20 protein-coding genes are annotated in these 21,901 nt (G+C 72.6%); 10 read left to right on the forward strand and 10 right to left on the reverse strand.

Annotation, left to right across the window (positions count from 1 at the left end):
* Positions 1 to 73: 73 nt before the first annotated feature.
* On the reverse strand, positions 74 to 250 hold the full coding sequence (locus JHD21_RS02750) for a DUF1059 domain-containing protein (RefSeq protein WP_292671450.1): 177 nt from the start codon (positions 248 to 250) through the stop codon (positions 74 to 76).
* The gene (locus JHD21_RS02755) at positions 247 to 1,152 is read right to left on the reverse strand and encodes a HAMP domain-containing sensor histidine kinase (RefSeq protein WP_292671451.1); all 906 of its coding nucleotides are present in this window, start codon (positions 1,150 to 1,152) and stop codon (positions 247 to 249) included. Before JHD21_RS02755 ends, JHD21_RS02750 begins: the two co-directional genes overlap by 4 nt.
* 245 nt (positions 1,153 to 1,397) lie before the next feature.
* Between JHD21_RS02755 and JHD21_RS02760 the strand changes: the two genes are divergently transcribed.
* Complete coding sequence (locus JHD21_RS02760) at positions 1,398 to 2,399, forward strand: DUF5995 family protein (RefSeq protein WP_292671453.1); 1,002 nt, start codon at positions 1,398 to 1,400, stop codon at positions 2,397 to 2,399.
* Positions 2,400 to 2,463: 64 nt separating this feature from the next.
* Here JHD21_RS02760 and JHD21_RS02765 read toward each other — a convergent pair whose 3' ends face one another.
* The 4 genes from JHD21_RS02765 to JHD21_RS02780 all read right to left on the reverse strand — a co-directional run bounded on the left by JHD21_RS02765 (position 2,464) and on the right by JHD21_RS02780 (position 5,722).
* The gene (locus tag JHD21_RS02765; RefSeq protein WP_292671455.1) at positions 2,464 to 3,399 is read right to left on the reverse strand and encodes a DUF559 domain-containing protein; all 936 of its coding nucleotides are present in this window, start codon (positions 3,397 to 3,399) and stop codon (positions 2,464 to 2,466) included.
* A 151-nt stretch (positions 3,400 to 3,550) separates the two neighbouring features.
* Positions 3,551 to 4,414: a 3-methyl-2-oxobutanoate hydroxymethyltransferase gene (gene panB, locus JHD21_RS02770; RefSeq protein ID WP_292671457.1), complete on the reverse strand. Its 864-nt coding sequence runs from the start codon at positions 4,412 to 4,414 to the stop codon at positions 3,551 to 3,553.
* 102 nt (positions 4,415 to 4,516) lie between these two features.
* The gene (locus tag JHD21_RS02775) at positions 4,517 to 5,206 is read right to left on the reverse strand and encodes an endonuclease/exonuclease/phosphatase family protein (protein ID WP_292671459.1); all 690 of its coding nucleotides are present in this window, start codon (positions 5,204 to 5,206) and stop codon (positions 4,517 to 4,519) included.
* A complete protein-coding gene (locus tag JHD21_RS02780) occupies positions 5,207 to 5,722 on the reverse strand; it encodes a VOC family protein (RefSeq protein ID WP_292671461.1) in 516 nt (171 codons plus the stop codon).
* A gap of 133 nt (positions 5,723 to 5,855) precedes the next feature.
* Between JHD21_RS02780 and JHD21_RS02785 the strand changes: the two genes are divergently transcribed.
* Genes JHD21_RS02785 through JHD21_RS02795 form a run of 3 tightly spaced genes read left to right on the forward strand, consistent with a single transcriptional unit; the run spans position 5,856 to position 9,610 of the window.
* Positions 5,856 to 6,344: a SigE family RNA polymerase sigma factor gene (locus tag JHD21_RS02785; RefSeq protein ID WP_292671463.1), complete on the forward strand. Its 489-nt coding sequence runs from the start codon at positions 5,856 to 5,858 to the stop codon at positions 6,342 to 6,344.
* Positions 6,341 to 7,546, forward strand: coding sequence for a hypothetical protein (locus tag JHD21_RS02790; protein ID WP_292671465.1), 1,206 nt, complete (start codon positions 6,341 to 6,343; stop codon positions 7,544 to 7,546). The genes JHD21_RS02785 and JHD21_RS02790 overlap by 4 nt, the downstream gene beginning before the upstream one ends.
* 9 nt (positions 7,547 to 7,555) lie before the next feature.
* Positions 7,556 to 9,610 carry an NAD(+) synthase gene (locus JHD21_RS02795; RefSeq protein WP_292671467.1) on the forward strand — a complete coding sequence of 685 codons (2,055 nt, stop codon included), beginning with the start codon at positions 7,556 to 7,558 and terminating at the stop codon, positions 9,608 to 9,610.
* A 4-nt stretch (positions 9,611 to 9,614) separates the two neighbouring features.
* Here JHD21_RS02795 and JHD21_RS02800 read toward each other — a convergent pair whose 3' ends face one another.
* Positions 9,615 to 10,448, reverse strand: a complete 834-nt coding sequence (locus tag JHD21_RS02800; protein ID WP_292671468.1) for a MarR family transcriptional regulator — start codon at positions 10,446 to 10,448, stop codon at positions 9,615 to 9,617.
* A 102-nt stretch (positions 10,449 to 10,550) separates the two neighbouring features.
* On the opposite strand from JHD21_RS02800, the gene JHD21_RS02805 reads away from it, so the two are divergent.
* Genes JHD21_RS02805 through JHD21_RS02830 form a run of 6 tightly spaced genes read left to right on the forward strand, consistent with a single transcriptional unit; the run spans position 10,551 to position 19,729 of the window.
* Positions 10,551 to 11,888, forward strand: a complete 1,338-nt coding sequence (locus tag JHD21_RS02805; protein ID WP_292671469.1) for a glutamine synthetase family protein — start codon at positions 10,551 to 10,553, stop codon at positions 11,886 to 11,888.
* Positions 11,889 to 11,922: 34 nt separating this feature from the next.
* Positions 11,923 to 12,291: a hypothetical protein gene (locus JHD21_RS02810; protein ID WP_292671471.1), complete on the forward strand. Its 369-nt coding sequence runs from the start codon at positions 11,923 to 11,925 to the stop codon at positions 12,289 to 12,291.
* Positions 12,288 to 13,022: a type 1 glutamine amidotransferase gene (locus tag JHD21_RS02815; protein WP_292671472.1), complete on the forward strand. Its 735-nt coding sequence runs from the start codon at positions 12,288 to 12,290 to the stop codon at positions 13,020 to 13,022. Before JHD21_RS02810 ends, JHD21_RS02815 begins: the two co-directional genes overlap by 4 nt.
* Positions 13,015 to 15,990 carry a bifunctional [glutamine synthetase] adenylyltransferase/[glutamine synthetase]-adenylyl-L-tyrosine phosphorylase gene (locus JHD21_RS02820; protein ID WP_292671473.1) on the forward strand — a complete coding sequence of 992 codons (2,976 nt, stop codon included), beginning with the start codon at positions 13,015 to 13,017 and terminating at the stop codon, positions 15,988 to 15,990. The genes JHD21_RS02815 and JHD21_RS02820 overlap by 8 nt, the downstream gene beginning before the upstream one ends.
* The gene (locus JHD21_RS02825) at positions 15,987 to 18,920 is read left to right on the forward strand and encodes a DEAD/DEAH box helicase family protein (protein WP_292671475.1); all 2,934 of its coding nucleotides are present in this window, start codon (positions 15,987 to 15,989) and stop codon (positions 18,918 to 18,920) included. Before JHD21_RS02820 ends, JHD21_RS02825 begins: the two co-directional genes overlap by 4 nt.
* A 23-nt stretch (positions 18,921 to 18,943) precedes the next feature.
* On the forward strand, positions 18,944 to 19,729 hold the full coding sequence (locus JHD21_RS02830) for an isocitrate lyase/phosphoenolpyruvate mutase family protein (protein ID WP_292671477.1): 786 nt from the start codon (positions 18,944 to 18,946) through the stop codon (positions 19,727 to 19,729).
* A gap of 10 nt (positions 19,730 to 19,739) precedes the next feature.
* Here JHD21_RS02830 and JHD21_RS02835 read toward each other — a convergent pair whose 3' ends face one another.
* From JHD21_RS02835 to JHD21_RS02845, 3 genes are all read right to left on the reverse strand, one after another.
* Positions 19,740 to 19,883 (reverse strand): hypothetical protein, encoded by a 144-nt coding sequence (locus tag JHD21_RS02835; protein WP_292671478.1) that lies wholly within the window; start codon positions 19,881 to 19,883, stop codon positions 19,740 to 19,742.
* 45 nt (positions 19,884 to 19,928) lie between these two features.
* A complete protein-coding gene (locus JHD21_RS02840) occupies positions 19,929 to 20,609 on the reverse strand; it encodes a hypothetical protein (RefSeq protein WP_292671479.1) in 681 nt (226 codons plus the stop codon).
* Between the two features lie 286 nt (positions 20,610 to 20,895).
* Positions 20,896 to 21,891 (reverse strand): phosphotransferase, encoded by a 996-nt coding sequence (locus JHD21_RS02845; RefSeq protein WP_292671481.1) that lies wholly within the window; start codon positions 21,889 to 21,891, stop codon positions 20,896 to 20,898.
* Between the last annotated feature and the right edge of the window lie 10 nt (positions 21,892 to 21,901).

Genomic DNA, 21,901 nt, shown 5'->3' on the forward strand with positions numbered 1-21,901 from the left:
GAGGCGGACAGGACGGCGGCGACGACCGGGGGGAGGAGGCGCATGGCCTCACCGTAACCCGGTCATCGCCCGCTCATGCGGGGACGATGTTGGCCCCGATGGCTTCCAGCATCTCCGGCGTCACGTCGGTGACACCGTGGTCCTCGCGGGCGTGCCGGGTGACCTGCTCGAGGATCGCGTCGCGGCTTTCGTCCTCGAACCTGGCCGAACAGCCCGGAACGGCGTCGCCGCACGAGAGCTTGAACTTCATCTGTCTCCTCCTTCGTCAGGGTCCTGGAGCCCCGGTGGCTCCGGACCGGCCGCCGGCTCGCGGGGCAGCCGTGCGAACAGCACGGTGTCCTGGTCGTCGCCCTCGGCCCCGAGGAACCCGCCGTGCGCGACGACGAGGGCCCGCGCCAGGTAGAGCCCGTCGGTCACGCCGGTGGTGTCGTCGTTGGCGTCGAACGGGTCGAACAGCGCCCGCAGGATGATCGGGCTGATGGGGCTGCCCTCGCGGACGACCCTGATCTCGTGCCACGAACCGGCCCCGACGACGTCGATGGCCACGTGGTCCGGTGCCGGGTCGCGATGGGCGGTCGACCACAGGTCGCGGAGCACCCGGCCGAGCAGCGCGGGGTCGGCGTGCACGCTGAGGTGGGCGCCCTCACGTACCGCGGGACTGCCGGGAAGCGCCTGGCACAGATCGGCGACGGCCACCGGCTCGAGAGCGACCTGCATCAGGCCCAGGGAGGACGACGCGGCGAGCTCCACGTCGACGATGTGCTCGGACAGCCGGGCCAGGGCACCGAGCAGCCGGTCGAGGGAGTCCGCGGCTCTCTCCTCGGACAGGCCACCCTCCGCGAGCGACTCGGCCCACCCGCGGGCGACGGCCATCGGGGTGCGCAGCTCGTGCGCGAGCGCGGCCATGAACCGGTCCCGCTGGCGGGCCGCGTCCGGGTCGGGCTGGTTCGTGATCGCGCCCGAGCCGGCGACCACGAAGTCACCGACCCACCGGTGCAGCAGGGAGGGGAGGACGTCCCACTCCTGGGCGACGTCGTCGACGGCTCGGCCGCCGAGCACGGCGAGGACCATCGAGACGCGCGGGTCGAGCCGGCCAGACGTGGGGTCGCCGGGCAGCAGGTGCGGCCGCACGAGCCTCGGCGCCTCGGTCATCGCTCTTCCTCGGACTGGGTGGGCGTTCTCTGTGGTCTGTGGAAGGTCCCCGTGCCCGCAGCACCCGAGAAGGTGCGAGCCGGGTGACACGGTACGCGCGCCCACCTCGGCGTGTGGGCGCCTGCGGGCGGGAGCCGCGAGGCGTCTAGACCTGCGGACCGAATCGCGCCCGATCAGGTGCGAACGCCGGCCGCCGGCGAGAACATCGACGCCTCGGGCACAGCACACCCTGGGGAGGGAGTCTCATGCTCGCGAGGTCCTTGCGCCGGCGCGCCCGGCTGGTCGTGGCCGCCACCGTCACGGCGCTGTCCGTCTCGCTCGCGCCCGTCCTGGCGACGGGCCCGGCGCACGCCGACGGGCTGCTTCCCTACGTGCCCTGGTCGTCGTACCTGGTCGGCTGGACCGACGAGTACGTCCCCAGCAGCGAGAACGACTGCGTCGCCGGCCGGGACAGCTGCCTGAAGGCCACGCTGCGCGAGATGAGCCGGATCGCCGACTCCACCGCGAACGCCTGCGGCCACGATGCGGTGTTCGCCCGCGCCTACCTGCGGATGACCCAGCTCTACGGCCACACCCGCGAGATCCCCGGCTACTACGAGGACGTCCGGGCGGTGAACCACCTCGACGCCGTGTTCGCGAAGTACTACTTCGACGCCTACCACGGGTGGAAGAGCGGCAACCGCTCGACGGTGCCGCAGTCGTGGCTGATCGCCCTCGACGCGGCCAGGGACAAGAGGGTCACCGGCGCGGGCGACCTGTTGCTGGGGATGAACGCCCACATCAACCGCGATCTCGCGTTCGTGCTGGCCGGGACCGGTCTGGTCTCCCCGGAGGGCTCGTCGTACAAGCGGGACTACGACGCCGTGGAGCAGTGGCTCTACGACGCCACCGCGCCGTTGATGGCGGAGTTCGCCGCCAGGTTCGACCCCACCATCGACGACACGAGCGACCCGCTCGGGCTGGGCAACTGGACGCTGTTCCAGATGGTGTCGGCGTGGAGGGAGAACGCCTGGCGCAACGCCGAGCTGCTCGTGTCGGCGCCGACCCCGGCGGCCCGGGCGGTCGTGGCGGCCACGATCGAGGCCGAGGCGAACGCCGCCGCGCAGAGCCTGCTCCTGCTGCAGTCCTACACGCCGCCGTTCACCACGACCGTGTCCCGCGACCTCTACTGCGCGGCCCACAAGGGCGACGCCCCGCCGGTGGCCTACGAGTTCGGGTACGCCGACGCGTGGGGGTACGCCTACTGACCGGGCGCCGGACGTCATCAGGATCGTGAGTCCAGAGCCACGATCTTGATGACGCTCCGGAGGCTCAGGCCGCGGCTGTCCAGCCGTTCGCCCGCAACGCCTCCTCGACCTGCTCGAAGAAGTCGTCTGGCTGAAGACGTAGCCCGAGGAGCGGGAGACGGAGCACGGTGTCCCCGGCGATGGCCAAGGAGTTCTGACGGAGCGCATCGGCCACGACGTTGTCGACCCACGCGTGGTGGATGCCGTCGATCTCGACGACGAGCCGCCACTCCGGCCAGTAGAGGTCCAGGTAGTAGCGGCAACGGCTGTCCTTCCGCACCGCCTGGCGCGTAGGCGGCGGCAGGCCACGACGTCTCAGCTGCCGAGCGACGTCGATCTCGCCGAGCGACCGGGCGCCGTCCAGGAGCTCGCCCACCACCTCTTGCACGAGCAGACGTCTCGCGTGCCGCTTCACGGTCAACGCCTCGGCACCGATCTCCTCCGCGGTGGCCATCCCCTGCTGCACCGTCAGGGTCAGGAGGTAGATCGCCTGCCTGTCCGAGACGGCCCAGAGCGCGCCGCGGACGGCCGCCGGTGCCGGTCGGGCACGGGGGACGCCGGACGGTGCCCGATCGTCCGGGTCCCAGCGTCGCGTCTGGCGGACGTCGTAGCGCGGAGTCCGCCTGGCCTGCGCGCCACGGGGCACGGAGACGCGGAGCCGATCGACCGTGTAGCGCTCGAGCCCACCCGCGACGAGTGCTGCGGCGCCGTCGAGCTTGGCACGAGGTCCGCCCTGGAACACAGCCGCCCACTGGTGCTGGGTGTCCGTGACCGGCCCGTTGTGGAGGCACACGGACTGGTCGCCGAGCCGCTGCCACCGCTTGGCCTTGAGCTGAGCGGCCACCTGCCATCGGATGAGGCCCGCTGCGTAGAGCTGCCGCAGGGAGACCACGTCCGACTGGGCGGCGGCCAGGTCCCTGACGACCGCCCACGGGTCGGGCTCGTGGCTGTCCTTGTCCATGACGCCAGCATCCGCGGGACACACGTGGTGTGGACCCATTCAGTGACGAGCTGTGGACGAGGACGCCGCCCCGGCCATCTGTGGATCACCGGGACGTCATCAGGATCGTGGGTCCAGACCCTCGATCCTGATGACGTCAGGAACCGGGTGCCTAGAACGTGTGCTCGGGCCCGGGGAAGGTGCCGGCCTTGACGTCGTCGGCGTAGGTGCGGGCGGCCTCGAGGAGCACGCCGTGCACGTCGGCGTACTGCTTCACGAACTTCGCCATCCGTCCGGTCCGGAGACCGAAGGCGTCCTGCCAGACCAGCACCTGGCCGTCGGTCTCGTTGCCGGCGCCGATGCCGATCGTCGGGATCCGGAGCTTGCGGGTGATCTCGCCGGCGACGTCGCCGGGCACCATCTCCATGACGACCGCGAACGCCCCGGCGTCCTGGACCGCCTCGGCGTCGGCGAGCACGCGCGCCGAGGTCTCGCCTCGCCCCTGGACCCGGTAGCCGCCGAGAGCATGCTCGCTCTGGGGCGTGAAGCCGATGTGTGCCATGACGGGGATCCCGCCCCGGGTCAGGTGCTCGATCTGCCGCACCATCTCGACGCCGCCCTCGAGCTTGACGGCGTGCGCGCCGCCCTCCTTCATGAACCGGACGGCGGTGAGGTAGGCCTGCTCGGGGCTGGCCTGGTAGCTGCCGAACGGAAGGTCGCCGACGACGAGTGCGCGCTTCGTGGCCCGGCTGACCGCGCGGGTGAGCGGGAGGAGCTCGTCGACGGTGACGGGCAGCGACGTCTCGTTGCCGTAGACGTTGTTGGAGGCGCTGTCGCCGACCAGCAGCACGTCGATGCCGGCCTCGTCGAAGGTCTGCGCGGCGTACTGCTCGTACGCCGTCAGCATGGTGATCCGCTCCCCGCGCTCCTTCATCTCGCGCAGGTGGTGCGTCCGCACCTTCGCCGTGCCGGACTTCTGGGCGGGGGCGGCGGCCGGGCCGCTGCCGTAGGGCGCGGTCTCCTCGGGACTGCTCATCGTCGAGCTCCGTTCGTGCGTGGTCTCGCAGCTCCCTGGTGGAGTCCACGGACCGTCATCGAGGCTAACGACCTACGGGCCAGTAACCCTCCGTGTCGTTGGTCACGCGAGATCCGGGTAGGTCGCGACGACTGCGAGGTGGTCGCTCGGCGTCGGCACGGTCACGACGTCGACCGGAGCCACCGGGCCGTGGATGTCGTCGATCTGGCGCCGCGGTCCGCGGGTGCCCGACGTGCGCTCCACCGAGTCCCAGGCCGACACCAGCCCGGGCATCCGGAAGCCGTGGAAGTTCGAGTCGCCGCACGCGTAGACGGGTCCCGGCAGCGCGCCGACGAGCGACGTCAGCGCCGCGGCCTCACGCCGGTGCCGGGCCGCGAGCCGGGGCCGGTCGGGGCGGTAGGCGTCGTCGTCGCCCTGGACCTGGGACGCGAGGTGGTAGACGACGAAGGACAGCTCGCGGCACGACACGACACTCGCCCGGCGGGGCGGCTCCAGACCCAGGAACCGGCCCGAGCGATCGGCCCGCCCCGGGCGGCTCAGCCACGCACCGCGCCGGGCCGGTTCCTCGAAGCGGCCGCGCCGGACACCGACCGCACAGCCGCCGAGCCAGGGGGTGAACCAGGCGTAGTCCTCGAAGTCCCGGAGCCCGCGCCACCTGGAGGGGAACCAGCCGTGCCACTCCTGGAGGCCGACGAGGTCGGGGGAGTGGGCGAGCACGGCCGCCACGGCCTCGCGCGCCTCGTCCCTCGGCAGCGAGAACCGGACGTTCGCGGTCGCGACGACGAGCGGCACCTACGCGATTCTGCCCTCCGTCGACGCCGAGTCGGCGGCGGCCTCGAGCTCGGCGATGACGATCTTGCGCTGGCTGAGCATCGCCCGGGTGGCGGCCTGGGCGCGGGCGGGGTCAGGGTCAGGGTCGGACACCAGCTCGTAGAGGCGCTGCGGCACGATCTGCCACGAGAGACCGAACCGGTCCTTGAGCCAGCCGCACACCGACTCCTCCCCACCGTCGGCGGTCAGGCCTGACCAGTAGCGGTCGACCTCCGCCTGGTCGGCGCAGGTGACCGAGAACGAGATCGACTCGGTGAACGCCGCGTGCTCGGGCCCGCCGTTGATGCCGCGGAAGGTCAGCCCGTCGATGGTGAACTCGCCGGCCATGACGGCGCCGGGCTCGCCCGGTCCGGCGTCGGTGTAGCGGGTCAGGTGACCGATGGAGGAGTTGGGGAAGATCGCCGTGTAGAACTCCGCCGCCTCCTCGAGGTCGTCGTCGAACCACAGGCACGGGCTGATCGTGGTGCTGAGCGTCATGCGGGATGAGACCGCGCGCCGTCCCCGGACTCATCGGTCCGCCGCAGGTGCCCGGCATCCTGCCCGCCCGAGGTCGGCACAACCATGCGCGGCGGCCGACGCGTTGACACCATGACGGCACCGGAGGGCGCGCATGGACGAGAACGGCTTCACCGAGTGGGTCGCGGGCCACCAGCGCCAGCTGCTGCGCTCGGCGTACCTGCTCACCGGTGACCTGCACCGGGCCCAGGACCTGGTGCAGGAGGCGCTGGTCAAGGTGGCGCTGCGCTGGTCGCGGCTGCACGACGGCAACCCGACGGCCTACGCCCGCACCATCATCGTCCGCGACAACATCTCGTGGTGGCGCCGGCACCGGGACGTGCCGTCACCCGAACGGGCCGACGTCGCGTCGGCGTCGTCCGACCCGGAGACCGCCCTGGTCGTCCAGCGTTCGCTGGCCCGCCTCGCGCCCAGGCAGCGAGCGGTCCTCGTGCTGCGGCACTTCGACGACCTGACCGAGCGGGAGACCGCCGAGGTGCTCGGCGTCACCGTCGGCACCGTCAAGAGCACGAACGCCGCCGCCCTGGCGCGACTGCGCGAGGGAGCACCCGAGCTCCTGGACCTGATCGGAGAGTCCCGATGACCGACCTGCACACCCTCCTGGACCTGGTCACGGACGAGGTCGAGACCCCGGACCTGGCGCGCACGGCACTGGCGGCGGCTCGCCGTCGACGTACCCGACGCCGCGGCCTGGTCGCCGGTCTCGCCGCCGGGGTGGCGGTCGCGGGAGTCGTCGTGGTGCCGCAGCTGGTGGGTTCGGATCCCGACCCCGAGCGGCCCACGGAACAGCCGACCACGGGCCCGGCGCCCACGCCGTCGCCGGACGAGCCGGCGCCGGCACTCCCGCCGATCCCGGCCGACGCGAGACACCCGGCGTGGGACCCGGCGACCGCGGCCCAGCTGCCGGACTACCCGATCGAGTCGCTGCCCACGGTCCTGGCGCTGGAGGGGTCGCGCTCAGCCCCCGGGGACCGGGCCGAGCCCCTCGCCCTGTCCCGCACGGAGAACGACGAGCTGCTCCTCCAGTACGGCGGCCGGGCCTGGTACGGCTTGCGGCGACCGACCGACGCAGGCGATCTCTGGGACTCGGCGCTGTCCCGCGACGGGACGCGCATCGCCGTCGCCGGCGAGGGCGGCCTGTACTGGTGCGACGCCGTCGAGGTCTGTCCCTCCTGGTCCCGGGTGGACGTGCCGCGGAAGGTTCTCGAGGCGGACTCGCGGATCACCTGGACCCAGGACAGCAGCAAGGTCGTCGTCGCCGCCTTCCGGGGCGCCTACGAGGTGGACCTCGACACCGGCGAGCTCAGCGACCTGGGCTTCCTGGGAGGTGGCACGGCGTTCGACGTCGCCCCCGACGGCCACCTGGTGACGCGGCCCCCACTCTCGATCTCGGTGACCGAGTTCGAGGGCACGACCCCGGTGCAGGACGGCGCGCTGGCCCCCGAGCTGGGGAAGCGGACCTACCTCTCGGCCTTCGCGGACGCCGTCGCGGTGACCCGGGTGACCGACGACGGGGACGACGGGCTGGTCGTCCTGGACCGGGGCGATCTCAGTGCCCGGGCCTTCCTCCCGATCGAGGGCGACGTCCGAGGCATGGTCAGGCGCGGCGAGCTCAGGCCGGTCCAGTGGCTGAACAAGGTCACGGTGCTCTTCTCGGTGCTCGACCCGGGCACCGACACCGTCCACCTGGTCACCTGGGACACGCACCTGCGCGGCAACCTGGGTCACGTGGCCTCCTACCCGGCTTCCTACGACGTGAGCCTGAGGGACCTCTACCCCGCCTAGACTCGCAGCGTGGACTTCTACTCGGCGTACGCGCACGGGTTCGCGCGGGTCGCGGCGATCACGCTGCCGGTGACCGTCTCCGATCCGACGGCCAACGCCGCGCAGGTCGTCGCGCTGGCGAAGGAGGCCCACGAGGACGGCGTGGCCGTCGCGGTGTTCCCGGAGCTGTGCCTGACCGGCTACGCGATCGACGACCTGTTCCTCCAGGACACGCTGCTCGACGCGACGCTCCGGGCCGTCGACGACGTGGTGGCCGCGTCGGCGGAGCTGCGGCCGGTGCTGGTCGTGGGGGCACCGCTGGTGTTCGGGACCCGGGTGCTCAACTGCGCGGTCGTCATCCAGCGCGGGCGGATCCTCGGGGTCGCGCCCAAGTCCTACCTGCCGACCTACCGCGAGTTCTACGAGCGGCGCTGGTTCGCGCCCGGAGACGACCACCGCGCGCGGACGATCACCCTGGGCGGCGCGGAGGTGCCCTTCGGTCCCGACCTGATCTTCAGCGCGTCCGACGTGCCGGGCCTCAGGCTGCACGTGGAGATCTGCGAGGACATGTGGGTGCCGATCCCACCGAGCGCGGAGGCGTCGCTCGCAGGCGCGACGGTGCTGGCCAACCTCTCCGGCAGCCCGATCACCATCGCCCGTGCGGAGGACCGCACCCTCCTGGTCCGCAGCGCGAGCGCCCGCTGCAGCGCGGCGTACGTCTTCGCGGCGGCCGGCCAGGGCGAGTCGACGACCGACCTGTCGTGGGACGGCCAGACCATGGTCTGGGAGTGCGGCGACCTGCTCGCCGAGGGCGACCGGTTCCCCGACAGCGCGCGGATGACCGTGGCCGACGTGGACCTCGAGCGGATCCGCCAGGAGCGGATCCGGCAGGGCACCTTCGACGACAACCGGCGCACCTTCGACGACCGGGTCCGTGAGTTCCGCACCGTCGGGTTCGAGCTCCAGCCGCCCGCCGGTGACATCGGGCTGCGCCGCAAGGTCGACCGGTTCCCGTTCGTGCCCGACGACCCGGAGCGGCTGGCGCTCGACTGCTACGAGGCCTACAACATCCAGGTCTCCGGGCTCGAGCAGCGGCTCTCCTACATCGCCCAAGGAGGTCAGCAGAGCCCGAAGGTCGTCATCGGCATCAGCGGCGGGCTCGACTCGACGCACGCGCTGATCGTGAGCGCCCGGGCGATGGACCGGCTGGGCCGGCCGCGCAGCGACATCCACGCGTTCTCGATGCCCGGGTTCGCGACCGGGGACACGACCCGCTCGTACGCCACCAGGCTGGCCAAGTCGCTGAGGGTGACGTTCGAGGAGATCGACATCACCGCCTCCGCGCGGCAGATGCTGGCCGACATCGACCACCCGTTCGCCGAGGGCAAGGAGGTCTACGACGTCACGTTCGAGAACGTCCAGGCCGGCCTGCGCTACGACTACCTGTTCCGGCTGGCCAACCACCGCGGCGGCATCGTGGTCGGCACCGGCGACCTCTCCGAGCTGGCGCTCGGCTGGTGCACGTACGGCGTCGGCGACCAGATGTCGCACTACAACGTCAACGCCGGGGTCCCGAAGACGCTGGTGCAGCACCTGATCCGCTGGGAGGCGGGCAACGGCGAGCTCGACGAGGAGACCAACGACCTGCTCCGCGAGATCGTCGAGCAGGAGATCACCCCCGAGCTGATCCCGACCCGTGAGGACGAGCTGCCGCAGTCGACCGAGATGTCGGTGGGGCCCTACAACCTCCAGGACTTCACGCTCTTCCACGTCATCCGGCGCGGCGCCCGGCCCAGCCGGATCGCCTTCCTGGCCTGGCACGCGTGGCGCGACGCCTCGGCCGGGGACTGGCCGCCGGCGTTCCCCGAGTCCCGCCGCGTCGCCTACGACCTGGGCGAGGTGCGTCACTGGCTGGAGGTTTTCGTCCGGCGGTTCTTCGCCAGCCAGTTCAAGCGCTCCGCACTGCCCAACGGGCCCAAGGTCGCCGCCGGCGGCACGATGTCACCTCGCGGCGACTGGCGGATGCCGTCGGACGCCAGCCCGGCGGCATGGCTCACCGAGCTGGACGAGGTCCCGGCCTCCTAGGGGACTAGAGATCAGCCGCCCGGACCGCCGCGGCCAGCGGCTCGAGGCAGGCGATCAGCTCCGCCACCTCGGCACGGGAGAGGACGTCGTACGCCGGCGCGGCGAGCGTGTCCGTGAGCGCCTCGATCCGGTCCCTGGTGGCGCGGCCGGCAGCCGTGAACCGCTTCTCGCCGTCGACGAGGCCACGCTCCTGAAGCCCGTGGAGGACGTCGGCCAGCAGGGCCGGAGGCAGGTGGTGGATCCGGCCGAACCGCTCCGGCTCCATCCCGAGGTGGATGGCGAGCAGCATGTGCGCCTCGAGCCCGCCGATGCCGTCGGCCACGAGCGCGACGATGTGCCCGTCGCCGCGGTGCTCGCGCAGCAGCGTCGCGGCGTGCCACAGCCGGGCGACCGGCTCCTCGGGCGCCGGGAGCGCCCTCAGGCCGGCGTAGAGCATCCGGCCCTCGGTCGGCGCGCTGTAGGCGGCCCGCTCGGCCAGCTCGCCGGCTCTGAGGACGGCGGGGGAGTCCGCCAGCTCACCCAGACCGGCCCGCAGCGCCTCGGTGCTGCCGCGCAGCCGCACCTCCAGAGCCTGCTCGGGCGTCATCAGGCCCCAGACGAAGGGGATGTGCCGCGCCACCTCGCCCGGCCCGAAGTTGTAGAACGCAGCGTGCACGACCTCGGCCGGCGCCAGCCCCAGCGGCGCCGCACGGCCGGCGAAGTAGCCGTCCCAGTAGTTGCGGGCGCCCCGCGCCGCGAACCCGTCGTGCGGGATCTGCGAGTAGGTCACCTCGTGGATCGCGGACACGAGCGGGCCGAGGCGGCGGGCGGCCCGGGTGGTGGCGTTCATGGTCTCCATGCGGGTATCCAGCTCACTCTCCATGTGAGTACCACGAACGCCGGTGACCCGATTCGACAGCGGCCCACGCACCGCCGTCGCCCCACCCCTAGGCTGGCCCGCATGGGCAAGCAGGAAGACTTCGTGCTCCGGGCACTCGAGGAGCGGGACGTCCGGTTCGTGCGGCTGTGGTTCACCGACGTGCTGGGGTTCCTCAAGTCCGTCGCGGTGGCGCCGGCCGAGCTCGAGGGGGCCTTCGCCGAGGGCATCGGCTTCGACGGCTCGGCGATCGAGGGCTTCGCCCGGGTCTACGAGTCCGACATGCTCGCCAAGCCCGACCCGTCGACGTTCCAGGTGCTGCCGTGGCGCGGCGAGGGCCCCGCGACCGCGCGGATGTTCTGCGACATCGTGATGCCGGACGGCAGCCCGTCCTACGCCGACCCGCGCTTCGTCCTCAAGCGCACCCTGTCCGCGGCGGCCGAGAAGGGGTTCACGTTCTACACGCACCCCGAGATCGAGTTCTACCTGTTCAAGAACCCCCCGGAGCTGGGCGTCGAGCCGGTGCCGGTCGACCGGAGCGGCTACTTCGACCACACCGCCCAGTCCATGGGCGCCGACTTCCGGCGCGAGGCGATCACCCAGCTCGAGTCGATGGGGATCTCGGTCGAGTTCAGCCACCACGAGGGCGGGCCCGGCCAGCAGGAGATCGACCTGCGCTACGCCGACGCGCTGTCGACCGCCGACAACGTGATGACGTTCCGCACGGTGATCCGCGAGGTCGCGCTCAGCCAGGGCGTGTGGGCCACGTTCATGCCCAAGCCCTACACGACGCACCCGGGCTCGGGGATGCACACGCACGTGTCCCTGTTCGAGGGCGACCAGAACGCGTTCTACGAGGCCGGGTCGGAGTACCAGCTCTCCAAGACCGGCCGCCAGTTCATCGCGGGCGTGCTCGCCCACGCCCCCGAGATGAGCGTGGTGACCAACCAGTGGGTCAACAGCTACAAGCGGCTGATGTTCGGCGGAGAGGCACCGTCGTACGTCTGCTGGGGCCACAACAACCGCTCGGCGATGATCCGGGTCCCGATGTACAAGCCGCTGAAGGGCCAGTCGACCCGGGTCGAGCTGCGGACCATCGACGCGGCGTGCAACCCGTACCTGGCGTTCGCGGTGGTCCTGGCGGCCGGCATGAAGGGCATCGAGCAGAGCCTCGACCTGCCCCGCGAGGCCGAGGACGACGTCTGGTCGCTCACCGAGCGCGAGCGCACCAGCCTCGGTATCGAGCCGCTGCCCAAGAGCCTCAACGAGGCGATCGAGATCGCCGAGAAGTCCGAGCTGCTCGCCGAGACGCTGGGGGAGCACGTCTTCGACTTCTTCCTGCGCAACAAACGGGCGGAGTGGGACGAGTACCGCGGCCAGGTGTCGGCGTTCGAGCGCGACCGGATGCTGCCGGTCCTCTGACGTTGCCTCTGTGACGGCCCCTGTGACGGTCCCTGTGACGCGCATCTACAGCCCCGACCGCGAGCGTCGGCTGCGGCTCCTGCTGCGGGTGGTGTTCGTCGTGGGCGGGCTCCTGGCAGCCCTGGCGGCGTACGCCGTCGTGGTGGTGGGTGGCGAGCAGCGGCGGCCGGGGGTCGTCTTCGCCGCCCTGGCCGTCCTCCTGATGACCACGAGCGCCATCGCCCTGCGGCTCCTCCCCGGCCGGGACACACCCGCGAAGCGGGCGGCGATCATCGCCGGAGTGGCGGTGGTCCTCGTGGGGCTGGCGTTCGTCCCGAGCTACCTGGGCATCGTCATCCTGGTCCTCGCCGCCGTCCTGCTCATGCTCGCCCTGGTCCGCGACGACCCGGAGACACAGGGATGACGGCCCGGATCCTGGTCATCCAGCACGAGGTGGACGGCCCGCCCGGCCACGTCGGCCGCTGGCTGCTCGAGGCCGGCTGCACGCTCGACGTCCGGCGTCCCTACGCGGATGACGCGCTGCCCGACGACCTGGACGGGTACGACGGCATGCTGGTGCTCGGCGGCGCGATGGGCGCCAACGACGACGACCACCACTGGTGGCTGGCGCCCACCAAGGACCTGGTCCGCACCGCTGCTGAGTCGGCGCTGCCGACCCTGGGCATCTGTCTCGGTCACCAGCTCGTCGCCACCGCGCTCGGCGGCGTGTCGAAGCGCAACCCGCGCGGCCAGCAGGTCGGCCTGCTCGACGTGGGCTGGACCCCAGCGGCGGCGGGAGACCCGTTGCTGGCCACCGTCAGCACCGCACCGCGACGTGGCGTGCAGTGGAACGACGACGTCGTCGACCCGTTGCCCGAGGGTGCCACGGTGCTGGCGCAGACCCCGGAGGGCGAGGTGCAGGCGGCGCGCTTCGGCCCGGCGATGTGGGGCGTGCAGCTGCACCCGGAGGTGGACGAGACCATCGTCGGCGCCTGGGTGACCGACGACGAGCGGACCGCGCTCAGCGGTCGTGGCCTGGACGCCGAGCGCATCTTCGCCGAGATCGCGGCGGCCCGCGCCGAGCTGGACCAGGCGTGGCAGCCGTTCGCCGAGGCGTTCGCACGGGTCGTGCACCAGCACGCTGCTCATGGGTAGGCCGGTCAGCGCCAAGGGCCACCTCACCCGGCTCGGCTTCCTCGACCCGGATGCGGCGATGACGGCGCTGCGGACGCTCGGTGACGCCGCCGACGTCCTGGTCGCCTACCTGGCCCGGACCGCGGACCCGGACGCGGCCCTGGACCGGCTGGTCCGGCTCGTCGACGTCCAGGACGACCCCGACCCGATGACGCAGGCCCTCGTCGACGACGAGGGCACAGCGATGCGGCTGCTCTGCGTCCTGGGCGCGAGCGAGGCGCTGGCGGACCACCTGTGCCGGCACCCGGGGCACTGGCGCGAGCTCACCGACCCGACGCTCGGGTCGACCCGCCCGGCGGCGTACGCCGTCCGCGAGGGGCTGCTGAAGGCGGTCGGCGCCGATCCCTTCGGCCCGTCGCCCACCGCCACGCTGCCCGACGCGGAGGCGGTCGACGCGCTGCGCGTGGAGTACCGCCGGGTCCTGCTCAGGCTGGCCTCGCGCGACCTCGCCCACGACCTCGCCGTGGACGACGCCGCCGCCGAGCTGTCCGACCTCGCCGCCGGCACGCTCGACGCCGCCCTCGCGGTCGCCCGACAACGGGTCGGCGACAGCGCGGCGACCGCTCGGCTGGCTGTGATCGCAATGGGCAAGTGCGGCGGGCACGAGCTCAACTACGTCTCCGACGTCGATGTCATCTACGTCTACGAACCGGTCGGCGAAGTGGCCGATGCGGTGGCCGCCCGGGCCGCCACCCAGCTCGCGAGCCACCTCATGCAGGTCTGCTCGGACCACACCGGCGAGGGCACGATCTGGCCCGTCGACGCCAACCTGCGTCCCGAGGGGAAGGCTGGGCTGCTGGTGCGGACGCTGGCCAGCCACCGCGGCTACTACGAGCGGTGGGCGAGCACCTGGGAGTTCCAGGCGCTGCTCAAGGCCCGGCCGGTCGCGGGAGACCGCGAGCTGGGTCAGCAGTACGTCGAGATGGTGTCGCCGATGATCTGGACGGCGGCCGAGCGCGACGGCTTCGTCGAGGACACGCAGGCGATGCGCCGCCGGGTCGTCGAGCACATCCCGGCCCACCACGCCGAGCGCCAGCTCAAGCTCGGTTCCGGCGGCCTTCGTGACGTCGAGTTCGCGGTCCAGCTGCTGCAGCTGGTGCACGGCCGCGCGGACGAGCGGATCCGCCAGCCCACGACGCTGAGCGCGCTCGCGGCGCTGACCCAGGGGGGGTACGTCGGCCGGGAGGACGGCGAGGCCCTGCACGAGGCCTACGCGTTCCTGCGCACGCTGGAGCACCGCATCCAGCTGGCCGGGCTGCGGCGTACCCATGTGGTCCCGGAGGACGAGAGGTCGCTGCGCCGTCTCGGCCGGAGCCTCGGCTACACCAAGGACCCCGTGGGGACCCTCGACAAGGTGTGGCAGCACCACCGCCGGGAGGTGCGGCGGCTGCACGAGAAGCTGTTCTACCGGCCGTTGCTGTCCGCGGTCGCCCGGCTGCCCGGCACCGAGGCCCGGCTGTCGCCCGAGGCTGCCGGCAAGCGGCTCCACGCCCTGGGGTTCGCCGACCCCGACGCCGCGCTGCGGCACCTCGAGGCCCTCACCGCCGGTGTCACCCGCACCTCCAACATCCAGCGCACGCTGCTGCCGGCCATGCTCGAGTGGTTCGCGGAGGCGCCCGACCCCGACGCGGGCCTCTTCGGCTTCCGCCGGATCAGCGAGTCGCTCGGCCGGTCGCCGTGGTACCTCAAGACGCTGCGCGACGAGGGCCAGGTCGCCCAGCGGCTGGCGACCCTCCTCGCCACGTCGCGCTACGCCACCAGCCTGCTGGAGAGCGAACCGCAGGGCGTGCGGATGCTGGGGGAGGACCTGCAGCCGCTGTCCGCCGAGGCGCTCACCGAGGAGATGCTCGCCGCGGCCGGCCGGCACGACGACGACGAGAAGGCGGCGCGGGCGATCCGCGGCGTACGCCGGCGCGAGCTGTTCCGGATCGCCTCGGGCGACCTGCTCGGGCTCACCGACGTCGCGGACGTGGGTGCCGGGCTGTCCCGGCTCACCGACGCCACGCTGGAGGCGACGCTCGCGGTGGCCCAGGGGACGGTCCGGGCTGCGAAGGGGCTCGACGAGGCACCGACCCGGATCGCGATCGTGGCGATGGGCCGGTACGGCGGGTTCGAGCTGTCCTACGGCAGCGACGCCGACGTGCTGTTCGTGCACGACCCGGAGGAGGGCGTCGACCAGCACGAGGCGGCGACGTACGCCCAGGCCGTCGCCAACGAGATCCGACGGCTGCTCTCGCTGCCCGGCCCCGACCCCGCCCTCGAGGTCGACGCGGACCTGCGCCCGGAGGGCAAGCAGGGTCCGCTAGTGCGCTCGCTGGAGTCCTATGCCGCCTACTACGCGAAGTGGTCCGAGCCGTGGGAGGCGCAGGCGCTGCTCCGGGCCGATGCCGTGGTCGGCGACCTCGACCTGCGACGCCGGTTCGAGGAGCTCATCGACCCGCTGCGCTTCCCCGAGCAGGGGATCTCGGACGACGACATCATCGAGGTGCGGCGGATCAAGGCGCGGGTCGACAAGGAGCGCCTCCCGCGGGGCGCCGACCCCAAGAGCCACCTCAAGCTCGGGCACGGCGGACTCGCGGACATCGAGTGGACGGTCCAGCTGCTGCAGATGCGGCACTCCGGCGAGGTGGCGGGGCTGCGCACGCCGCGCACCGTGGAGGCCCTCGAAGCGGCACGCGACGCTGGGCTCCTCGACCCGGCGGACGCGGCCGTCCTGGTCAAGGGCTGGCGCACGGTCAGCCGGGCCCGCAACGCGATCGCCCTGGTCAAGGGCTCGGGCAGCGACCAGCTGCCCCACGACAGCCGGGACCGGGCCGCGGTCGCGTCGATCCTCGGCTACCCGGCCGGGTCGACCGACGCGATGGTCAACGACCTGCTCCGCACCATGCGGGTCTCGCACGCGGTCGTCGACCGGGTGTTCTGGGAGTGACCGTGGCACCGGCGCCGGTGACCCTGAGGGTCCACCAGCGGGAGGCGCTCGCGGCGTTGGCCGGTGCCTGGACCGCCGGTCGTCGGCGGGCCTGGGTGGCGATGCCCCCCGGCGCCGGCAAGACGCTCGTCGGCCTGGAGACCATCCGCGACCGGCTGGCCGCCGGCGCCGTGGGCCGCGCCGTGGTGCTGGGCCCGAACACCGCGATCCAGGGCCAGTGGGAGCGCGCGGCCCGCGACCTCGGGCTGGAGGTCGCGACCGACCGGACGCTTTCCTCGGCCGTGACCGCATTGACCTACCAGGCGTTGGCCGTCTTCGACCCGGACCAGGAGGTCGACGACGACGGCGAACCGACCTCGGTGGTTGAGGAGGTCGCGCTAGCGACCGTCTCGAAACCTCCGCAAGCTGTGCTGGAACCCGACCCCATGGGGTTGAGTCCCAGCACCGCGTCACCTGGTTTCGAGACGGTTGCTGCGCAACCTCCTCAACCACCGGTGACGTCGCCACTTCTGACTCGCCTGCACCCCAACGGCCAGGCGTTCGTCGAGCAGCTCAAGGCCGCCGGGCCGCTGCTGCTCGTGCTCGACGAGTGCCACCACCTGCTCGAGGTGTGGGGCCGGCTGCTGGGCGAGCTGCTCGACCAGCTGCCGGACGCCATGGTGCTCGGGCTGACCGCGACGCCGCCCGAGGCGCTCACGGCCGACCAGGCGGTGCTGGTCGACCAGCTGTTCGGCACGCCGCTCTACCGGGCGAGCATCCCGGCGGTGGTCAAGGTCGGCGACCTGGCGCCGTACGTCGAGCTGGCCTGGCTCACCACGCCGACGCCGCAGGAGGCGGACTGGCTGAAGGAGGAGGCGGCCCGGTTCCAGGAGCTGGTCACGCAGATGTCCGCCCCGACGTTCGGGTCGATCCCGTTCCTGCAGTGGCTCGACGCGCGGTTCGTGGCGACCACGGTGCCGTGGTTCAACCTGCTCAAGGAGCAGCCCGAGGTCTGCCGTGCCGTGCTGCGCCTCCACCACGTCGGGATGCTGCGGCTCCCACCGGGCGCCCGGATGTCCGAGGAGGACCGCACCCGGCCGACCGCAGACGACTGGTGCCTGCTGATCGACGACTGGCTGCGCGGGCACCTCACGAAGACCGGCAAGCCGGAGGACGACCAGGTCGTCGAGGCGGTACGCCGGGCGCTGCCCTCGGTGGGCTACCAGTGGACCAAGCGCGGGATCCGCCGCGGCCGCAGCCCGGTCGACCGGGTGCTCGCCAGGTCGGAGTCCAAGACCGAGGCCGTCGTGACGATCGTCGGGGCCGAGCACCGCAACCTGGGCGACGACATGCGGATGCTGGTGCTCTGCGACCACGAGCGCGCCGGCGCCACCCTGCCGGCCGACCTCACCGGCGTCATCGACCAGCAGTCCGGGTCGGCGCACGCGATGCTGTACGCACTGGTGGCGGGCCCGGAGACCGGGCCGCTGGCACCGATGCTCGTCACGGGGCAGACCGTGGCGGGCGCGCCGGGCACGCTGCTGGCGTTCCAGGCCTGGCTGCCCGACCGGGCGCTGGCCGACAAGCTGCGGGTCGAGCCCCTGGCGGGCTCGGCCACCTTGAGCAGCCTGGTGGGACCGTGGGAGAGCCGCGACTGGGTCGGCCTGGTGACGACGTACTTCGAGGACGGCCGCTGCCAGGTCCTGGTCGGCACCCGGGCGCTGCTCGGCGAGGGCTGGGACGCCCGGCGGATCACCGGCCTGGCCGACGTCACGGCGGTCACCACGATCACGAGCGTCGTCCAGACCCGCGGCCGGGCGCTGCGGACCGACCCGCTCCGGCCGGACAAGGTGGCCGTCAACTGGTCACTGGTCTGCGTCACCGACACCCATCCGAAAGGCGGCAACGACTGGGATCGGCTGGTGCGCAAGCACGAGGGCTTCCTCGGCCTGGACGCCGACGGCCAGATCATCGACGGCGTCGCCCACTGCGACCCGGCGTTCTCCCCGTTCGTGCCCCCACCGGTCAGCGAGTTCGCGGCCGCCAACGCCCGGGCCCTGCTGCGCAGCGAGCAGCGGGCGCTGGTGCGGCAGCAGTGGCAGGTCGGTCAGCCGTACGTCGACGCCACGGTCCCCACGATCCGGATCAAGGAGCGGGGGCAGCCCGGACAGGCCGGCTTCGGGCTGGGCACCGAGGCCGCGGAGGTCGTCCTGCGGCCGGACGCCGCCGAGCTGCGCGGCATCCGCCGGCACGCGGTGCGCGACCGGGCGACGTCCCTGCTCGCCGGCGCGGCGGTCGTCGCCGGGGTGGTCTCGCTGGTGACCGGTGGCCTGCCCGTCCTGGCCGGCGCCCTCGTGGTCGGCGGCGCCGCGGCGTACGCCCGGGTGTGCAGCCACTTCTCGCGTGGCCGCGAGCTCCTCGCGGCCGCGGAGACCCCGCCGTCGGTGGTCCGGGTCGCCTCGGCGGTGGCGGACGGGCTGCTCGGAGCGGGACTCACCCGTCGAGGCTCGGACTCGGTCGAGGTCGTCCTCGACCACGAGGGGGAGTACCGCTGCCTGCTCCGTGACGTGGACGCGACCGAGGCGGGGCTGTTCGCCGAGGCGCTGGAGGAGGCGGTCGCACCGATCGGCCTGCCGCGCTACCTGGTGCCGCGCTGGGTGCGGACCACCCGCGCGCGCACCGGACGGCTGGGCCGTTGGGCCGGGCGCTGGTCGGCGCTGCTGGCGGGTTTCGGGAGGATCCGCTCCGACGGTGTGGTCTGGCACGCCGTGCCCACGGCCCTCGGTGTCAACGCCGAGCGCGCGGCGGCGTACGCCAAGGCCTGGGACCACTGGGTCGGCGGCGGGGACCCCGTCTACACCGGCTCGCCGGAGGGCCAGGGCATCCTCGCCGCCAACCAGGGGACCGACCCGTTCGACGCGAGCACGGTCATGCGGAGGCAGTGGGCCTAGGTCCCGGGTCCTAGGTTGGCTCCATGACTGCTGACGACGCGACGAAGGCCAAGGGCGCCGAGCTGCTGCGCCTCCACCAGGACGAGAAGCTGCTCACGCTCGTCAACGTCTGGGACGTGATCACTGCCCGGACGGTCGCCGCCGTCGAGGGCACCACCGCCCTGGCCACCGCCAGTCACTCGATCGCCTCGTCGTTCGGCTACGAGGACGGCGAGAACATCCCGCTCGACCTGATGCTCGAGCAGGTCAAGCGCATCGTCGACTCCACCGACCTCCCGGTGACCGCCGACCTCGAGGGCGGCTACGGCAACGCGCCCGAGACCGTCCGCCGCGCCATCGGGCTGGGCGTCGTCGGCGCCAACATCGAGGACCAGCTCAAGCCCCTCGCCGAGGCGGCCGCGCAGGTCGAGGCCATCATGAAGGTGGCCGAGGAGGAGGGCGTCGACTTCGTCCTCAACGCCCGCACCGACGCCTTCGCCCTGAACCGCCAGGGAGATCCGGCGGAGAACCTGGCGGTGGCCATCGAGCGGGGCAGGGCCTATCTCGACGCCGGCGCACCGGTCGTGTTCGTCCCGGCCATCCTCGACGAGGACCAGATCCTCCAGCTCGTGGAAGCGTTCGGTCCGCGGCGGCTCACCACGATCGGGATCCCGGGGCTTCCCCCGCGGGACTGGCAGGAGGCTCACGGTGTCGCGCGGACGTCGTACGGACCGTTGTCACAGAACGTCGCGCTGACCGCCCTCCAGGAGCTGGTCGAGGAGGTCCACCGCGGAGGCGGAGTGCCGTCGAACCTGCGCATCCTCAACTGACGCCCGCGAGTCAGCCGACCGCGGCGCTCCGGGGCTCCTCCTGGCGACGCTCGAGGTCGGTGTCGTCTCCTTGGAGGACGCCGGTCAGCAGGAGGATCCCGAGGACCAGCACGATCGCGCCGATCACGGCGATGGGCCACAGATACCTACGCACGGGCAGCCGGTGCCCAGGCGTGCCGCCGGACATGAGCCGGGGCGGCTACTCGGTCGGGAGCTTCGCGGGCAGCACGCTCAGCGAGTCGAGGATCCGCTGGCCGACCTCGTCCGGGGTCGTCGGCGCCAGGCCGATCTGCACGTAGACGTAGACGTCCCGGTCGCTGGAGATCATCTCGACCTCGATCGCTCGCCACCCGTCGATGGCCGAGCAGTCCTGCCAGGCCTTCACCGCCCCGACCCAGCCCTCCCCGATACGCGGGGCGTGACTGACCGACGGCGCGCACCCGTGCGCCGGCAGGTAGACCGAGCCCTCGAGCCGTCCCTCGAACAGGTCGACCACGGCCGCGTCGTCGAGCGCGTCGACCCCGAGGTCGTCGAAGGTCTGGGTCGACGCGCCGACCCAGACCGTCTCGTCGCTGGCGAACACGACGGCCATCGGGTCCGGGCCGGAGCGCAGTCCGCGGCCCGGGCTCGTGACGCCACCGATCCCGCCGAAGACGGCGTCGACCGCGCCCCAGGTCTCCGGGACGTCGACGGCGATCGCCTTGCCGCTCTCGGAGACGTGCTTGTAGTCGACCTCGACCTCGACCATGGCCGCGGCGCTCGACGAGTCCGCCGACTCCGTGGGGTCGTCGTCACCGAACAGCGAGTCGATCCGGTCCTGGGACAGGACCCCGCCGATGACGGTGGTGATGAGCGCCGTGACCGCCGTCGTCGCGGCCACCGTCGGCAGCTTGGACCGGCTCTTGGCCTGTCCCGCGGCGGCGTCCGCCGCAGCAGCCCGACGTCTCCTGCGTCGTCGGCGAGGTGACTCGGGGCCGGCCGGAACTGCCGCCGCCGGCCCCGGCGCGGGGTCAGGAGCGGGAGCCGGAACCGGTCTCGGAGTGGTGTCGGGGGCAGCGGCGGCCGGGGACGCCGGCCCCTCACCGCTGACGTCGCTCACGGCCCCTCCGGTTGCGTGCTCTCACCCTTGACCCGAGTCAGGGCACGCTAGCAACTCGACCCGGAAATCACAGCCAGGCTTGCCCACGCAGCACCTGCTCCTCCCACCAGACCAGCTCCTCGTCGTACCCGCTCAGCGCCTTCTCCCAGCCGAACTGCACGAGTGCACCGACGAGACAGAGACCGAGCTGTCGCTCCCACCATGCGCTGGTGGCGACGCCGCGGCGCTCGAGGGCGTCCCGGTAGTCGGCGATGACCTGCTCCTTGGAGGTGGGCAGGCGGCGGCAGTTGATGGCGAGGTACCACGCCAGGTCGCTGAGTGCGGCGCCCCGGCCGGGCAGCTCCCAGTCGAGCAGCACGGTGCGCCCGGCGTCGTCGCTGCCCAGGTTGTCCAGCTTCCAGTTGCCGTGCACGAAGGTCTGGGGCGTGCTCTGGAGGGCGACGACCAGCGGCGTCGGCTCGTGCACGAGCGGCACCACGACGCCGGCCGCGGCGGGAGCGACCCTCTCCAGGGCAGGCCAGCCCTGCGCGACGAGGCGGGGGACGAGGTGGTCCGACCCGAGCGCCGCCTCCGCACGGGCCATCGCGGGGGAGAGCTCGAGGTAGCGGCGGGCTGCCGGCACCACGTCGATGTCGAGATCCGTCTCCCAGAACGCCGCGTGCAGGGCGGCCATGTGGTCGAGGAACGCCAGGTGCTGGTCGAGCGGCACCGGGTCGTCGGTCGCCGGCACCAGCAGCTCACTGACGTCGAGCATGAGGATCGCCGAACGCCGTGGGTCGTCGCGGTCCTGGGCGACTCCCACGATCGGCTGGACGAGGCAGTCCGGCAGCGCGTCGAGGATCCCGCGCCGCCAGAGCTCGACGGTGGCGCTCCCGGGCACCGCAGCCGCCCGGAGGGTCCAGTCGGCGGTCTCGTCGAGGTGCTTGAGCACGTGCGGCCGGCCGCCGATCCACACCCGCTCGAGGCGGGCGCCGGACTTGCCCGGTGTCTCGAGCTCCTCGCGTCGATCGGCGTCCGCGGTGAGCGCCGCCACGGAGTCCAGGACCGGTCGCACGTCGGTCACTCCTCCAGCC

The organism is Nocardioides sp., from assembly GCF_016462705.1.
GTDB lineage: Bacteria > Actinomycetota > Actinomycetes > Propionibacteriales > Nocardioidaceae > Nocardioides.

Excerpts from the sequence above, each read along its gene's own strand:
- JHD21_RS02755 (WP_292671451.1), bottom strand. The coding sequence starts at position 1,152 with ATGACCGAGGCGCCGAGGCTCGTGCGGCCGCACCTGCTGCCCGGCGAC.
- JHD21_RS02800 (WP_292671468.1), bottom strand. The coding sequence starts at position 10,448 with ATGGAGACCATGAACGCCACCACCCGGGCCGCCCGCCGCCTCGGCCCG.
- panB (WP_292671457.1), bottom strand. The coding sequence starts at position 4,414 with ATGAGCAGTCCCGAGGAGACCGCGCCCTACGGCAGCGGCCCGGCCGCC.
- JHD21_RS02750 (WP_292671450.1), bottom strand. The coding sequence starts at position 250 with ATGAAGTTCAAGCTCTCGTGCGGCGACGCCGTTCCGGGCTGTTCGGCC.
- JHD21_RS02785 (WP_292671463.1), top strand. The coding sequence starts at position 5,856 with ATGGACGAGAACGGCTTCACCGAGTGGGTCGCGGGCCACCAGCGCCAG.
- JHD21_RS02780 (WP_292671461.1), bottom strand. The coding sequence starts at position 5,722 with ATGACGCTCAGCACCACGATCAGCCCGTGCCTGTGGTTCGACGACGAC.
- JHD21_RS02765 (WP_292671455.1), bottom strand. The coding sequence starts at position 3,399 with ATGGACAAGGACAGCCACGAGCCCGACCCGTGGGCGGTCGTCAGGGAC.
- JHD21_RS02760 (WP_292671453.1), top strand. The coding sequence starts at position 1,398 with ATGCTCGCGAGGTCCTTGCGCCGGCGCGCCCGGCTGGTCGTGGCCGCC.
- JHD21_RS02820 (WP_292671473.1), top strand. The coding sequence starts at position 13,015 with ATGGGTAGGCCGGTCAGCGCCAAGGGCCACCTCACCCGGCTCGGCTTC.
- JHD21_RS02815 (WP_292671472.1), top strand. The coding sequence starts at position 12,288 with ATGACGGCCCGGATCCTGGTCATCCAGCACGAGGTGGACGGCCCGCCC.
- JHD21_RS02805 (WP_292671469.1), top strand. The coding sequence starts at position 10,551 with ATGGGCAAGCAGGAAGACTTCGTGCTCCGGGCACTCGAGGAGCGGGAC.
- JHD21_RS02790 (WP_292671465.1), top strand. The coding sequence starts at position 6,341 with ATGACCGACCTGCACACCCTCCTGGACCTGGTCACGGACGAGGTCGAG.
- JHD21_RS02830 (WP_292671477.1), top strand. The coding sequence starts at position 18,944 with ATGACTGCTGACGACGCGACGAAGGCCAAGGGCGCCGAGCTGCTGCGC.